Here is a 13041-nt window from a genome sequence, read left to right as displayed (position 1 = left end):
GGGAGCTGCTGATCTACGGACTGCGGGTCAGCAGCTCAGGTTGGAGCCGGGGGTGGTGCCGAGGATCTGGACGAACGCCTGGTAGCGGTCGATACGGCTCTGGACCTGGGCGGGGTTGCCGCCGTTGCACTCCAGGGAACCGTTGATGGAGCGGATCGTCTCGCCGAATCCGGCACCGTTCACCATGGCGTTGTGGGCGGTCATGGTGCCGGGTCCGTTCTGGGTGTTCCAGTACCAGAGGCCGGTCTTCCAGGCGACCGAGGCATCCTGCTCGACCAGGTACGGGTTGCCCAGCAGGTCGATGCCGAGGGCGTCACCGGCTGCCTTGTAGTTGAAGTTCCAGCTGAGCTGGATCGGACCGCGGCCGTAGTACGCGGACTGGCCGGCCGGGCAGCCGTAGGGCTGGCTGCTGTCGCAGTAGTGCGGGTAGTTGGCCGTGTTCTGCTCGACCACGTACACCAGACCGCCCGTCTCGTGGCTGACGTTGGCGAGGAACGCCGCCGCCTCCTGGCGCTTGACCGTGTCGCTGCCGGTGTTGGCGAAACCGGGGTACGCGCTCAGGGCCGCGGTCAGCCCGCTGTACGTGTAGAAGGAGTTCCGGCTCGGGAACATCTGGTTGAACTGCGCCTCGCTGACGACGAAGCCGGACGGGGTGCCCGGGTCCGTACCGCCGCCACCGCCACAACTGCCCTGGTCCGCCCAGACGTCGGAGCTGCCGGGAGTCTCGTTCTGGGTCCACCACTTGGCGGTCCAGTTGTGCCCGTTGTAGGAGGCCGATCCGCCGCCGGTGTAGACGGACGAGGAGTTCCAGGGTGCCGCGCAGTCGGCTGCCGCGGCGGTGGTGGCGGGGAGAACGACGACCATCGCGACGACCGCGCCGAGCGCGGCCAGCAGGCCCATGATGCGTCTGATCATGTGATCACTCCTTCGGTGCGGCGCACCGGGCTGGACGGTGCGCCGCCATGGGGGGTTGACGGTCACTCAAGCGCCGCTGGTCTGTACCTGTCAAGGTCTAGACCAACGTTGCGGACCCTTCCCGAAGGAACACTCACGGGCAAGGCCGCAGCGCTTCCGTACCGCCGGACCCGCTCCCAACAGGGGTAATTCCGGCGGGAGTTCATCCGGATCATGGGCCGCAAAACGGAGCGGGCCCGAAGGTAAAACCTTCGGGCCCGTCCAGCATGCGGAACGTCGGACTGGTCGGCCGGTCAGCCGTGGCATCCACCGCACGTCCGCATGGCGGTGCGTCAGCAAGTGGGCCGGGAGCCCGGCGCCGCACCGAGGACGCCGGTGATCCGCCCGGACGCGGACGGCTGAACGCGAAGAGGACCGGGACTCGCCGTCCCGGCCCTCTTCGCGCGTTCGCCGCTCCTGCAGAAACTCCTACAGGAAGGAGTTGATCTCGATGGTCTCGGTGCGGCCGGGGCCGACACCGATCGCGGAGATCGGGGCGCCGGACATGTCCTCCAGCGCCTTCACGTACGCCTGCGCGTTCTTCGGCAGATCAGCGAAGGTCTTGGCCTTCGTGATGTCCTCGGACCAGCCCGGCAGCATCTCGTAGACCGGCTTCGCGTGGTGGAAGTCGGTCTGACTGTACGGGAGCTCCTCGACGCGCTTGCCGTCGATCTCGTACGCGACACACACCGGGATCTGCTCCCAGCCGGTCAGCACGTCCAGCTTGGTGAGGAAGAAGTCGGTGAGACCGTTGACCCGGGTCGCGTACCGCGCGATCACCGCGTCGAACCAGCCGCAGCGACGGTCGCGGCCGGTGGTGACACCGCGCTCGCCACCGATCCGGCGCAGCGCCTCGCCGTCCTCGTCGAGCAGCTCCGTCGGGAACGGACCGGCGCCGACGCGGGTGGTGTACGCCTTGAGGATGCCGATGACCCGGCTGATCTTCGTCGGGCCCACGCCGGAACCGGTGCAGGCGCCGCCCGCGGTCGGGTTCGACGAGGTGACGAAGGGGTACGTGCCGTGGTCGACGTCGAGCAGCGTGCCCTGACCACCCTCGAAGAGGACGACCTTGCCCGCATCGATGGCGTTGTTCAGGATCAGCGTCGTGTCGGCGACGTACGGCTTGATCTGCTCCGCGTACTGGAGCATTTCTTCGACGATCTTGCCGGACTCGATGGCGCGGCGGTTGAAGACCTTGGCGAGGAGCTGGTTCTTCTGCTCCAGGGCCGCCTCGACCTTCTGCTCCAGGATCGACTCGTCGTAGAGGTCCTGGACACGGATACCCACACGGTTGATCTTGTCGGCGTACGTCGGGCCGATGCCGCGGCCGGTCGTGCCGATCTTGCGCTTGCCGAGGAACCGTTCCGTCACCTTGTCGACCGTGACGTTGTACGGGGTGATCAAATGGGCATTACCGCTGATCAGCAGCTTGGACGTGTCCACGCCGCGGTCGTTCAGCCCACTCAGCTCGGAGAGCAGGACGGCCGGGTCGACGACGACACCGTTTCCGATGACCGGGGTACACCCCGGCGAAAGGATTCCGGAGGGGAGGAGATGAAGTGCGTACTTCTGGTCACCGACGACCACCGTGTGGCCGGCATTGTTGCCGCCTTGGTAGCGCACCACATAGTCCACGGATCCACCGAGGAGGTCGGTGGCCTTTCCCTTGCCCTCGTCACCCCACTGAGCACCGAGCAGCACAAGTGCGGGCACAGGCGTACACCCCTTCCGGGCGGGGCATGTCCAAGGTCAGGGGGCGTACGTAAACGTCGTACATGCCGTACGACGATGTACGACAAGGCCTGAACCGTCGAACCGGGTGCCCCGGAATAGACGAAGCCCCTGGCGCAATAGCGCAAGGGGCTCTTGCACCAAGATGCTACCCGAGGAAGGACCGAGGTGTCGGCTGCCCAGCCCCCCGGCGACGGAGCGCACCAGCTGCTGGTGGTCATCGACCCGGTAGCCCGCCGGACCGACGGCGAGTCCGTCCGTATCGCGAAGGACGTGCTGAGCGCCGGTTCGCACGCCAAGATCTGCCTGCCCGACGGGCCCGAGGAGTTCGCGCGGGCCTTGTCCCGCCGGGGCAGCCGACGGCCGGTGGTGGTCGGCGACGACCGGGCGCTGCGGCGGGCGGTGGCCCTGCTGCACCGGGAGCGGGAGCCGGCCGAGACCGCGCTCTCGCTGATCCCGGTCGGCGCCGCGGCCGCGCTGGAACTCGCCCATTCGCTCGGCGTGCCCCTGGGCGCGGTGGCGGCGGCGCGCACCGCGCTGGACGGTGCCGTGCGCAGGCTCGACCTGCTGGTCGACGACAGCGACGGCATCGTCCTGGGCGCGCTGCACATCCCGGCCCTGAGCGCGCTGCCGGGCGCGGTGGCCGACCGTACGGGGGTCACGGCGGTCTGGGACACCTGCCGCACCCTGGTCCGCACCCTGGTGCGGACCACCCCGCCGATGCCCCCTGCCCCGCCGCGCACGCACCGGCTGCGGGTCGAGGCGGACGGCGTCCTGCTGAACGATCTGGACCGCCCGGTCGAGTCGGTGACGGTGACCTCGCAGGGCGGCGACGGGGGCCTCGCGGAGGTGGTGATCCGCACTCCGGCGTCCGAACCGGTCACGGCGGAGGCGAAGGCCGTCACGGTCTCCGGAGCGGACTTCCGCTACCGCGCGGACATACAGGTCGGCGGCCCGGTCCGGACGCGGACATGGACGGTGCGGGCGGGGGCCTGGGGACTGATGCTGCCGGTGACCGAGGGAGGTAGCCTCCGGCACGGGTAACCTCTGGCGCGGACACCCTCCGGCGCGGACACCCTCCGGCGCGGACACCCTCCGGCGCGGACACCCTCCGGCGCGGACACCCTCCGGCGCGGACACCCTCCGGCGCAGGTAGCCTCCGGCGCGTGGCGAAAGGGTGTGGGCGGAGTATGTCGGACGGTGCGGACAGACCGGGAGCGGGCGCCGGTGCGGGAGCGGTGGCGCCTGCGTCGGGGGCCGTGGGGGCGACGCCGGTCGCGCTCGATCTGCCGGAAACGGCGGAGGCACTGGAGCGGTACCGAGGCTCGGTCCGACGCTGGTTCGGTGGCGGCGCGGCGGGTGTGTGCGCGGCCGTGTTCATCGCGGTGTTCGTCAGCGGGGGGTCCCTGTTTCCGACGCTCGGCGGATTCGGCGGGGCGCTGCTGCTGGGCGGGGCCATCGTGAGGTCCCGGGCCCGGCGGATGCGCCGGGTGCTCAGTGCCGGGCCGTGGGTGGCCCACACCTCGGTCACGCAGCAGAGCGGGACGAGCGGAGCCGTCGTGGTGCTGAGCGGGCCCGGACCTGGTGAGCTGCTGGCGCTGACACCGTTCACGACGCAGTGGCGTCTGCATCTGCTGAGCAGTCCCGCCGGGGTGCTGTGGTGGTGCGGCGATCCCCGTACGGGGGGTGTGCTGGCGCCGCCCGGCGGCACGGAACTGATCTGGGCCAGGCCGGTACGGAGCCGCCGGGCACGCTCGGTCGCGGCGCGTCCGCAGGTCGTCGGCCTGCGGACACGCCCGGCCCCGCGCCAACCGCAGATCACCGTGCACGGCGCGAACGGCGAGAGCGCGGATCCGGCAGCCCCTGCGACGGAAAGCGAGGTACGGACGCGGCGCCCCTGGTGGCGGGGCGTCTTTCGCTGGGTGCTCGTCGTCGGCTGCCTCCTGGTGGCGCTCGCCACCGGCTGGTCCGAGGCGTCCGATCACGATCCGCAGGTCGACCTGACGGTGATCGCTGAGCGCAGTGACGGCCGCTGTGCGGTCCGGTGGACCGATCCGTTCGGCGGGCAGAAACGCACGGGGCTGTTCCACTGCCACCAGTACCGGGGCCCGCTCGAAGGCTGGGAGACCGGCTTCGTCGTCTCGTACCCACCCTTCAAGGGCGATCTGTACGACTCCGAGCTGCGCGGCACCTCGGCCTTCACCGCCACGGACATCGTCGGGGTCGGCGGACTGGCGCTGGTCGCGGCCGGGGCCGTCGGCGGTGCGGTGCGGTTTGTCGTGCGGGCCAGGAGACGGCGGGCGGAGCGGGTGCCGCGGCACCCGCTGCCGGACCGTCCGTCGACAGCAGCGGGGCGTGACGGGCGGCCGGACGGGGAGCCCTCGGCAGGCACCTACGTCGCGTACACCGCCGTGGCGGAACGGCAGGCCCGGCTGCGCGGCCCGGACCCCGTGAAACCGCGGACGGTCGGCGACGTGCGGGTGGGGCAGGAGGTGCGCTGGTGGCGGGTGCCCGCGCTGCGGCACATCGCCGGAGTCGGGGCGCCTGTGTTCTCGCTGGGCTATTCGGGTGTCATCGCTGTGCTGTCCTGGGTTCCGGACTCCGACGAGGTCCCGGTGATGATGCAGGGGGCCGCCGTGCTGAGTGCGGTCTTCGGGCTGTTCATGGCCTGGCAGACGATCCGCTCGGGCGTCCCGGTCGCGCGCCGGCTGGCCCGCGCCGTGGTCGCTCCGGAACCCCGGATCCGGCGGTATGCCCTGCTGTACGCCGGGTCCGGTGCGGGTGATGGGCCGCTGCTCGTGCTCTTCCCGGCCGAGGGAACTGCCGAGGGAGTCGGTGCGGGGACGGGCGAAGCGTTCGGCGAGAAGCGGACCGCGGGATCCGGCGAAATGCCCGGCGAGGGCGGCGAGGCCGGGGAGGGCGGACAGGACGCTCGGCCGGAGGGCCTGCTGCGACTCCTGCCGCCGGGGCCGGACAAGTGCCCCTGGGCAGGACTGCCCGCACCTGCCGGCACCGTCGAACTGCGGGGGTGGCTCGACGGGAAGCCGGTGGTCGTCGCGTGGATCGAAGGCCGCCCGTACTGGCCGGCGGACCTGTACCAGAACGTCGATCCGTCCGACCCCGGCGCCCTGGAAACCCTGGCGGACATGGTCCCCGGGCCGGTGTGACGGGCGCCGTGCCGGGCCGTCAGGCGCGGCCGTCGGCCACCGGGAGGTCGAGTGTTTTGCGGTGCTCGCGCCAGCGGTCCATCATGCCGGCCAGCTCCGACTGCGCGAACTCGAAGAACGCCGCGGTCTCGGCGAGCCGGGCGCCGGCCGGGGTGTGCTCGCCCAGGGTGCGGGCGCCGTCCTTGAGGGTGTTCTCCCAGCGGGTGATCACCCGGTCGCGCTGGGCGAAGGTGGTGTACCAGACCTCGTTGTGCAGGCGGTAGCGGTCACGGCGCGAGCCCGGTTCGCGTTCACGGCCGACCATGCTGACCTGCGTGAGGTAATTGACCGCGCCGGACACGGCCGCCGGACTGATCTGCAACGCCATGGCGAGCTCGGCGGAGGTCATCGACCCGTCGTCGTCCGCGAGGAGCGCGGCGAAGACACGGGACGCCATCCGCTGCATCCCCGCCTCGGTCATGTCGGACGCGAACCGCTCCACGAACCGCGACACGGCCTCCGCGTCCCGCTCGTCGCGCATGGTCTGTTCGGTTTCGCTGCTCATGACCCGATCGTCTCCCCTGATTCCCCGGCCCCCGCCGTGCCCCCAACTTTATACGCTTCCTTAACTTCACAAATTTATGAAAGTAGCGTAGCTTCAGAAACATGACGAAGGCAATCACGGTGGCCGGACTGCACAAGTCGTTCGGCCGGACGCACGCGCTGGACGGCCTCGACCTCGCGGTCGAGACCGGTGAGGTCCATGGCTTCCTCGGGCCCAACGGGTCCGGGAAGTCCACCACCATCCGGGTGCTGCTGGGTCTGCTGCGGGCCGACTCCGGCGCCGCCCAACTGCTCGGCCGCGACCCGTGGAACGACGCGGTGGAGCTCCACCGCCGGGTGGCGTACGTCCCGGGTGACGTCACGCTGTGGCGCAACCTCTCCGGCGGCGAGGTGATCGATCTGTACGGGCGGCTGCGCGGCGGCCTCGACCGGACCCGGCGGGCCGACCTCGTCGAACGGTTCGAGCTCGACCCGACGAAGAAGGGGCGTACGTACTCCAAGGGAAACCGGCAGAAGGTCGCCCTCGTCGCCGCGTTCGCCTCCGATGTGGATCTGCTGATCCTGGACGAGCCGACGAGCGGGCTCGATCCGCTGATGGAGGAGGTCTTCCAGGACTGCGTCGCCGAGGAGCGTGCGCGCGGGCGGACGATCCTGCTGTCCAGCCACATCCTCAGCGAGGTCGAATCGCTCTGCGACCGGGTCAGCATCATCCGCCAGGGGCAGACGGTGGAGACGGGTTCGCTGGCGGACATGCGCCATCTGACGCGTACGAACATCAGCGCCGAGCTGGTCGGCGCTCCCAACGGGCTCGCGCATCTGCCCGGCGTCCATGACCTCGACGTCCAGGGCCTGCGGGTGACACTCCAGGTCGACACGGACAAGCTGGACGCCGTCCTCAAGTCGCTCTCCGCATCGGGGGTACGGACGCTGACCAGCACCCCGCCCACGCTGGAGGAGCTCTTCCTGCGTCACTACGCGGCCGACGCGAGGGGCACAACCGGCGCGGCGGACAGCGGCGAGGGTGTGGGGGTGGCGGCGCGATGACTGCCGTGACCATGACCGCACCGGCCGGTGCGGGACGCCGGACCGGGGCCGGTACCGGACAGCTCGCCGGCACCTGGCCCCTGCTGAGGCTCGCGCTGCGGCGCGACCGGATCATGATGCCGATCTGGGTCATCGTGCTCGGCGCTTCCTTCTCCTCCGTCGGGAAGTCCTTCGCCTCGCTGTACGACACCGCCGCCCGGCGCGCCGAGCTCGCCGCGACGATGAACGCCAACAGCTCGCTCCGGGCGATGTACGGACCGGTCTTCAACGACTCCGTCGGCGGGCTCGTCAGCTGGCGGATGGTCGGCTTCGGCGGAGCACTGGCCGCCGTGATGAGCCTGATCGTCGTCATCCGGCACACCAGGGAGGAAGAGGAGACCGGTCGTCAGGAGATGCTCTCCTCCGCCATGGTGGGCCGCCGCGCCCCACTGACCGCCGCACTCCTCGCCGCGCTGGTCGCCAACGCCGCGCTGGCGCTGATGATCACGGCCGGTATGGCCGGGTCCGGGGCGGGCGGCGCCGGGGCGGTGGCGCTCGCGCTGGCGATCGCCGGGGTCGGCATGCTGTTCGCCTGCACCGCCGCGATCGCCGCGCAGTTCACCGAGAGCGCACGGCTCGCGAAGGGGCTCACGGCGGCGGTGATCGGTGCCGCGTTCGTACTGAAGGCGGCGGGCGACTCGGCGACGGAGGACGGCTCGTCCGTGCTGACCTGGCTCTCCCCCATCGGCTGGGCGGAGAACGTGCGCGCGTACGCGGACGAGCGCTGGTGGGTGCTGCTCGTCATCGCGGCGGCCGTCGCGGTCCAGGCCGCCCTCGCGTACACCCTGGCGGGGCGGCGTGATGTCGGCATGAGCTTCCTGGCGACCCGGCCCGGACCCGCGCAGGGGCGGATCTCCACGGCGTTCGGTCTTGCGCTGCGGCTCCAGCGCGGTTCGCTGATCGGGTGGACGCTGTCCTTCGCGGCGGTCGGTGTCGTCTTCGGCGGGCTGACCGGCGGGGCGGCGGATCTCGTCGGCGACAACGCGAAGACGCAGGAGATCTTCGAGCGGATGGGCGGACAGTCCGGGCTGACCGACGCGTTCCTCGCGGCAATGGTCTCCATGCTCGGGATGGTCGCGGCGCTGTACATCGTCGCGACGGTGCTGCGGCTGCACGGCGAGGAGACCGCCGGGCGCGCCGAACCGGTGCTGGCGGGCGGGGTGAGCCGGATCGGGTGGGCGGCCGGTCATCTGGCCATCGCCTTCGGCGGCGCCGCCCTGATCATGGCGGTCGGCGGCCTCGGCCTGGCAGCCGGTTACGGCCACGAACTCCCGGCCGTGCTGGGTGCGTCGCTGGTGCAGCTTCCGGCGATCTGGCTGCTGGGCGGGGTGACGGTCCTGCTGTACGGGGCGCTCCCGAAGGCGGCGGTGGCGTCCTGGGGCGTGGCCGGGATCTGCCTGGCGCTGGGGTGGATCGGGCCCGCCATCGATCTGCCGCAGCCGGTGATGGACGTATCACCGTTCACGCATCTGCCGAAGCTGCCGGGGGGCGCGGGGATGGAGTGGGGCCCGGTGCTGGCGCTCACCGCGGCCGCGGTGGTGCTGGTGGGGACCGGGATGGCGGCGTTGCGGCGACGCGATGTCCTGACGTGACGGTGACGGTGGCGCGGTGGCGGTGGCGGTGGCGGTGGGGCGGGGAGGCCCTGGGTGCAACCTCCCCGTGGTGCACCAGCGTCACCCAGATCATGGAGAACCGAAGCGAAGCCATCCGCGGGGTCGCCGGATGCATGGTCGCCGCCGCAGGCGGGGCCGCCGGGATGCTTGCCTGGGCCCCCTACGGCCGGCGCGGCATCTTCGGCGGCTTCGAGGGCGAGTCGGAGTGGAACGTGCTCTGGCTCGGGCTGCCGGTCATGACTCTCGGCGGCATCGCGGCCGGGATCACGCTCTTCGCCCTCGTACAGCGGAAGTGGCGGCGGGCACTCGGGGCGGCGGTGCTCCTCACGGCCCTTGCGGGCTTCGGGGTGGCGTTCGACGTACTGGAAGGCCCGCCACGGAGCTGCGGGCCGAGGTGCTGAATCCCGGCCCGCAGCTCAGTTGGCAGGCCCGCACCATGGCCAGGCCCACACCACGCCAGGCCTACACCGCGCCAGGGGCCCACACCATGCCCGGCCCACACCGCGCCGGGCCCGCACCGTGCGCGGCCCGTCCCCCCGCTCACCCCGTCACAGCTCGACGCGGAGTTCCTTCAGGCCCCTGATCACATAGCCCGGGTTCCACTCCGGCTCGGCCACCAGCCGCATGTTCGGGGCGCGGCGCAGCAACTCACCGAAGGAAGCGGCCAGTTCGACCCGGGCCAGCGGGGCGCCCAGGCAGAAGTGGATGCCCGCACCGAAGGTGACGTGCGGGTTCTCCCGGCGGGCCAGGTCCAGAATGTCCGGGGCCGGGAAGCGGGCCGGGTCGCGGTTGGCGGAGCCGAAGAGCAGGGCCACTTCGGAGCCGCGCGGAATGACCGTGCCGTCGATCTCGATGTCGTCGAGGACCCAGCGCTCGAACATCTGCAGCGGAGTGTCGTACCGCATCAGTTCCTCGACCGCCGTCGGCAGCAGCCCGTGGTCGGCGCGCAGGGCGGCCAGTTGCTCGGGGTGGCGCAGCAGCGTCCACCAGCCGTTCACCGTGGTGTTGACGGTCGCCTCGTGGCCCGCGTTGAGCAGCAGCACACAGGTCGAAATCATCTCCTGCTCACTCAGCCGCTCCCCCTCGTCGTGGGCGGCGATGAGCGCGGAGATCAGATCCGTACCGGGGTTCTTGCGCCTCTCCTTGATCAGCTCGCGCAGATACGCGGAGAAGTCGAGCGAGGCGCGGACGGCGGCGCGGGCGGTTTCCTCGGACGGGTTCAGTTCGAACATTCCGCAGATCGCCGCCGACCAGGGCCGCAGCGGTGCGCGGTCGGACTCCGGGATGCCGAGCATCTCGGCGATGACGGCCACGGGCAGCGGTTCGGCGACGGCCGTCAGCAGATCGCCGCCGCCCGCCTCGACGAACGAGTCGACCAGCCCGGCGGCCAGCCGCCGCACGGTCGGGACGAGCTGCTCGACCGTACGCGGAGTGAACGCCTTGGAGACCAGACGCCGGATCCGGGTGTGGTCGGGGGCCTCCAGGTCGAGGAGCCCCTGCCCGTTGAGGGTGTGGAAGGGCTCGTGCTCGGCGGGCGGCGGCGTGCGGCCGAACTCCTCGTGGGTGAAGCGGTGCAGATACGTACGGCCCAGGCGACGGTCGCGCAGCAGTGCGGACACATCGGCGTGGTGCGGTACGAGCCACTGGTCGGTCGGCTCGAAGTAGTGCACCCGGCCGGTGGCACGCAGCGCGGCGTAGGCCGGGTACGGGTCGGCGACGAACGCCGGGGACCAGGGGTCGAAGAGGGCGAAGGGGGCGTCGGCCGCGGAGCGTGAGGACGGGTGCATACACGGACGCTAACCGGACCCGACGGCCGCCGACCACCCACCCCGGGCCCCGCCGCCGACCACCGGTCCGGGGGCCCAGGCCCCCGGGCCCCCCGGACTTCTCAGGAAGGCGTGACCAGCCGGGCCTCGTACGCGAAGACGGCCGCCTGCGTACGGTCGCGCAGCCCCAGCTTCACCAGGATGCGGCTCACATGCGTCTTGATGGTGGACTCGGCGACCACCAGATGCGAGGCGATCTCGGCGTTCGACCGGCCCTGCGCGATGAGGACGAGCACCTCCGTCTCGCGCTCCGTGAGGTCGCCGACCCGGGCGAGGGCCGGCGGGCGCGGGGCCTCGGCGAGCTTCGAGAACTCGTTGATCAGCCGCTTGGTGACGGTCGGGGCGAGCAACGCCTCACCGGCGGCCACCACCCGTACCCCGTCGGCGAGTTGACGAGCGGAGGCGTCCTTGAGGAGGAAGCCGGACGCCCCGGCGCGCAGCGCCTGGTACACGTACTCGTCGAGGTCGAAGGTGGTCAGTACCAGCACCTTGGCGTCCGCGTCGGCGGCGACGATCTCGCGGGTGGCCTCGATGCCGTTGAGCTCCGGCATCCGGATGTCCATCAGCACCACATCGGGGCGCAGCGCCGCGACCTGCGCGATGGCTTGCCGGCCGTCGACGGCCTCGCCGACGACCTCGATCCCCGGCATGGCGTTGAGCAGCACCGAGAAGCCCTCGCGGACCATCATCTGGTCGTCGACGATCAGTACCCGGATGGCCGGGGCGGTGGGAATGGTCATGCCTTTTCCGCCTGTTCCGCCGGTGCCTTGTGCGACTCGCGCGACTCATGCGTCTCGTCCGTATCGCAGGTGGACTGGACGGGGATGAACGCGGCGATCTCGTAACCGCCCTCCTCCGTCGCCTCGGCCGTCATGTCGCCGTTCAGCATCGCGACCCGCTCCCGCATCCCGGTGATCCCGTGGCCGGCCCCCGGCGAGGGCTTCACCGGACCGGTCGGCGGCCCGTTGACGACACGCAGGCCGAGTCCGCCCAGCACATAGCCGATCTCCACCTTGGCGGTGGCGCCCGGTGCGTGCCGCAGCGTGTTGCTGAGGGCTTCCTGAATGATCCGGTACGCCGACAGCTCGACGCCCTGCGGCAGTTCACGTACCGCGCCGGTGACCGTCTTCTCCGTCTCCAGGCCGGCCTCGCGCACGTTGGCGAGGAGCCCGTCGAGCCGGGCGAGGGTGGGCTGCGGGGCGTCCGGCGCCTGGTAGTCCTCGGCCCGTACGACGCCGAGGACCCGGCGCAGTTCGGTGAGGGCGGCGACCGCGTTCTCCCGGATCGTGACGAAGGCCTGCTCCAGCTCGGGCGGCGGATTCTCCACCCGGTACGGAGCGGCCTCGGCCTGGATCGCGACGACCGACATGTGGTGGGCGACCACATCGTGCAGCTCACGGGCGATGGTGGTGCGCTCCTCAAGCAGTGTGCGCCGGTCGCGTTCGACGGCGGTCACGCTGCGCTGCACGGTCACCTCGCGCTCCGCGTCACGACGGATCTGCACCACGGCCACCACCAGCAGCGCGAACGCGGAGGCCAGGGCAAAGGCGGAGGTGGTCGAGGTGGAGTGCCAGCCGCCGAAGTTCTCCAGCACGGTGCCGAACACCACGGTGAAGCCCCACATCCAGGCGGCGGTACGGGGCCGGGTCCGGGCCGCGACCACGACCAGCACCGTCAGGTGCGAGAGGAAGGTGCTCGGCGTCCATGGCCAGTAGCCACCGCTGGCGACCGCCGCGAACGGGGTGAGCGCCATCGAAATCCAGAACGCGCCGGCTGGCCTGACCAGCGTCATCAGTACGCAGACCACAGGGAGCAGCACGACCAGGACGAGGTCGACCACGGAACGCAGACCGAAGGAGTCCGCCGAGACGAGGCCCGCGAAAGCCGTGAGCAGTGCGGCGGCCCCGACCAGCGCGTGGGGTGTCCAGGCGGCACGCTCACGCATCCGCTCCGGCAGCTGTCGCAGCAGTGGCCCGTCGGTCCGTATCCGCTCCAGCGGACGGTACTCGAAGGCGTTGCGGAAGAGGTCTTGCCGCAGGCCGCCCAACGCCCCTGCGGCCAGTCGGAACTCGGGGCTTCTGCTCTTGGTCTCGGTCACGTTTCCAAAGGTAGGGGCCGGATTGG

Annotated in this window: 11 protein-coding genes; 5 read left to right on the top strand and 6 right to left on the bottom strand. The window is 71.1% G+C overall.

The features are described from left to right. Positions 1-27 precede the first annotated feature (27 nt). The gene (locus tag ACGFU7_RS30850; protein WP_393700117.1) at positions 28-915 is read right to left on the bottom strand and encodes a glycoside hydrolase family 19 protein; all 888 of its coding nucleotides are present in this window, start codon (positions 913-915) and stop codon (positions 28-30) included. A 468-nt stretch (positions 916-1383) separates the two neighbouring features. Next, the gene (locus ACGFU7_RS30845) at positions 1384-2667 is read right to left on the bottom strand and encodes an adenylosuccinate synthase (RefSeq protein WP_393700116.1); all 1284 of its coding nucleotides are present in this window, start codon (positions 2665-2667) and stop codon (positions 1384-1386) included. Positions 2668-2853: 186 nt separating this feature from the next. Here ACGFU7_RS30845 and ACGFU7_RS30840 point away from each other — a divergent pair, with 186 nt between their 5' ends. Together ACGFU7_RS30840 and ACGFU7_RS30835 are read left to right on the top strand one after the other, a co-directional pair. Beyond that, positions 2854-3729, top strand: coding sequence for a diacylglycerol kinase (locus ACGFU7_RS30840; RefSeq protein ID WP_393700115.1), 876 nt, complete (start codon positions 2854-2856; stop codon positions 3727-3729). 146 nt (positions 3730-3875) lie between these two features. Continuing rightward, on the top strand, positions 3876-5852 hold the full coding sequence (locus ACGFU7_RS30835; protein ID WP_393700113.1) for a hypothetical protein: 1977 nt from the start codon (positions 3876-3878) through the stop codon (positions 5850-5852). Positions 5853-5871: 19 nt separating this feature from the next. On the opposite strand, the gene ACGFU7_RS30830 is transcribed toward ACGFU7_RS30835, so the two are convergent. Continuing rightward, positions 5872-6396: a GbsR/MarR family transcriptional regulator gene (locus ACGFU7_RS30830; RefSeq protein ID WP_393700111.1), complete on the bottom strand. Its 525-nt coding sequence runs from the start codon at positions 6394-6396 to the stop codon at positions 5872-5874. Between the two features lie 101 nt (positions 6397-6497). Here ACGFU7_RS30830 and ACGFU7_RS30825 point away from each other — a divergent pair, with 101 nt between their 5' ends. The 3 genes from ACGFU7_RS30825 to ACGFU7_RS30815 all read left to right on the top strand — a co-directional run bounded on the left by ACGFU7_RS30825 (position 6498) and on the right by ACGFU7_RS30815 (position 9492). Next, complete coding sequence (locus ACGFU7_RS30825) at positions 6498-7439, top strand: ATP-binding cassette domain-containing protein (protein WP_393700109.1); 942 nt, start codon at positions 6498-6500, stop codon at positions 7437-7439. Further along, positions 7436-9070: an ABC transporter permease gene (locus ACGFU7_RS30820; protein WP_393700107.1), complete on the top strand. Its 1635-nt coding sequence runs from the start codon at positions 7436-7438 to the stop codon at positions 9068-9070. Before ACGFU7_RS30825 ends, ACGFU7_RS30820 begins: the two co-directional genes overlap by 4 nt. Before the next feature lie 92 nt (positions 9071-9162). Then, positions 9163-9492, top strand: a complete 330-nt coding sequence (locus ACGFU7_RS30815; protein ID WP_393700105.1) for a hypothetical protein — start codon at positions 9163-9165, stop codon at positions 9490-9492. Between the two features lie 147 nt (positions 9493-9639). Here ACGFU7_RS30815 and ACGFU7_RS30810 read toward each other — a convergent pair whose 3' ends face one another. From ACGFU7_RS30810 to ACGFU7_RS30800, 3 genes are all read right to left on the bottom strand, one after another. Further along, positions 9640-10878, bottom strand: coding sequence for a cytochrome P450 (locus tag ACGFU7_RS30810; protein WP_393700103.1), 1239 nt, complete (start codon positions 10876-10878; stop codon positions 9640-9642). Positions 10879-10979: 101 nt separating this feature from the next. Beyond that, positions 10980-11657, bottom strand: a complete 678-nt coding sequence (locus tag ACGFU7_RS30805; RefSeq protein ID WP_393700101.1) for a response regulator — start codon at positions 11655-11657, stop codon at positions 10980-10982. After that, positions 11654-13015, bottom strand: coding sequence for a sensor histidine kinase (locus ACGFU7_RS30800; RefSeq protein ID WP_393700100.1), 1362 nt, complete (start codon positions 13013-13015; stop codon positions 11654-11656). Before ACGFU7_RS30800 ends, ACGFU7_RS30805 begins: the two co-directional genes overlap by 4 nt. Positions 13016-13041: the final 26 nt, after the last annotated feature.

The sequence above is a fragment of the Streptomyces sp. NPDC048473 genome (assembly GCF_043200155.1).
Classification (GTDB): Bacteria; Actinomycetota; Actinomycetes; order Streptomycetales; family Streptomycetaceae; genus Streptomyces.
Note: the sequence above shows the minus strand (reverse complement) of the source record. Positions and strands in the feature narration are given on the sequence as shown.

Bases quoted from the DNA above. Each gene is read 5' to 3' on its own strand.
- ACGFU7_RS30810 (WP_393700103.1), bottom strand. From the start codon at position 10,878: ATGCACCCGTCCTCACGCTCCGCGGCCGACGCCCCCTTCGCCCTCTTC.
- ACGFU7_RS30825 (WP_393700109.1), top strand. From the start codon at position 6,498: ATGACGAAGGCAATCACGGTGGCCGGACTGCACAAGTCGTTCGGCCGG.
- ACGFU7_RS30820 (WP_393700107.1), top strand. From the start codon at position 7,436: ATGACTGCCGTGACCATGACCGCACCGGCCGGTGCGGGACGCCGGACC.
- ACGFU7_RS30835 (WP_393700113.1), top strand. From the start codon at position 3,876: ATGTCGGACGGTGCGGACAGACCGGGAGCGGGCGCCGGTGCGGGAGCG.
- ACGFU7_RS30830 (WP_393700111.1), bottom strand. From the start codon at position 6,396: ATGAGCAGCGAAACCGAACAGACCATGCGCGACGAGCGGGACGCGGAG.
- ACGFU7_RS30805 (WP_393700101.1), bottom strand. From the start codon at position 11,657: ATGACCATTCCCACCGCCCCGGCCATCCGGGTACTGATCGTCGACGAC.
- ACGFU7_RS30815 (WP_393700105.1), top strand. From the start codon at position 9,163: ATGGAGAACCGAAGCGAAGCCATCCGCGGGGTCGCCGGATGCATGGTC.
- ACGFU7_RS30850 (WP_393700117.1), bottom strand. From the start codon at position 915: ATGATCAGACGCATCATGGGCCTGCTGGCCGCGCTCGGCGCGGTCGTC.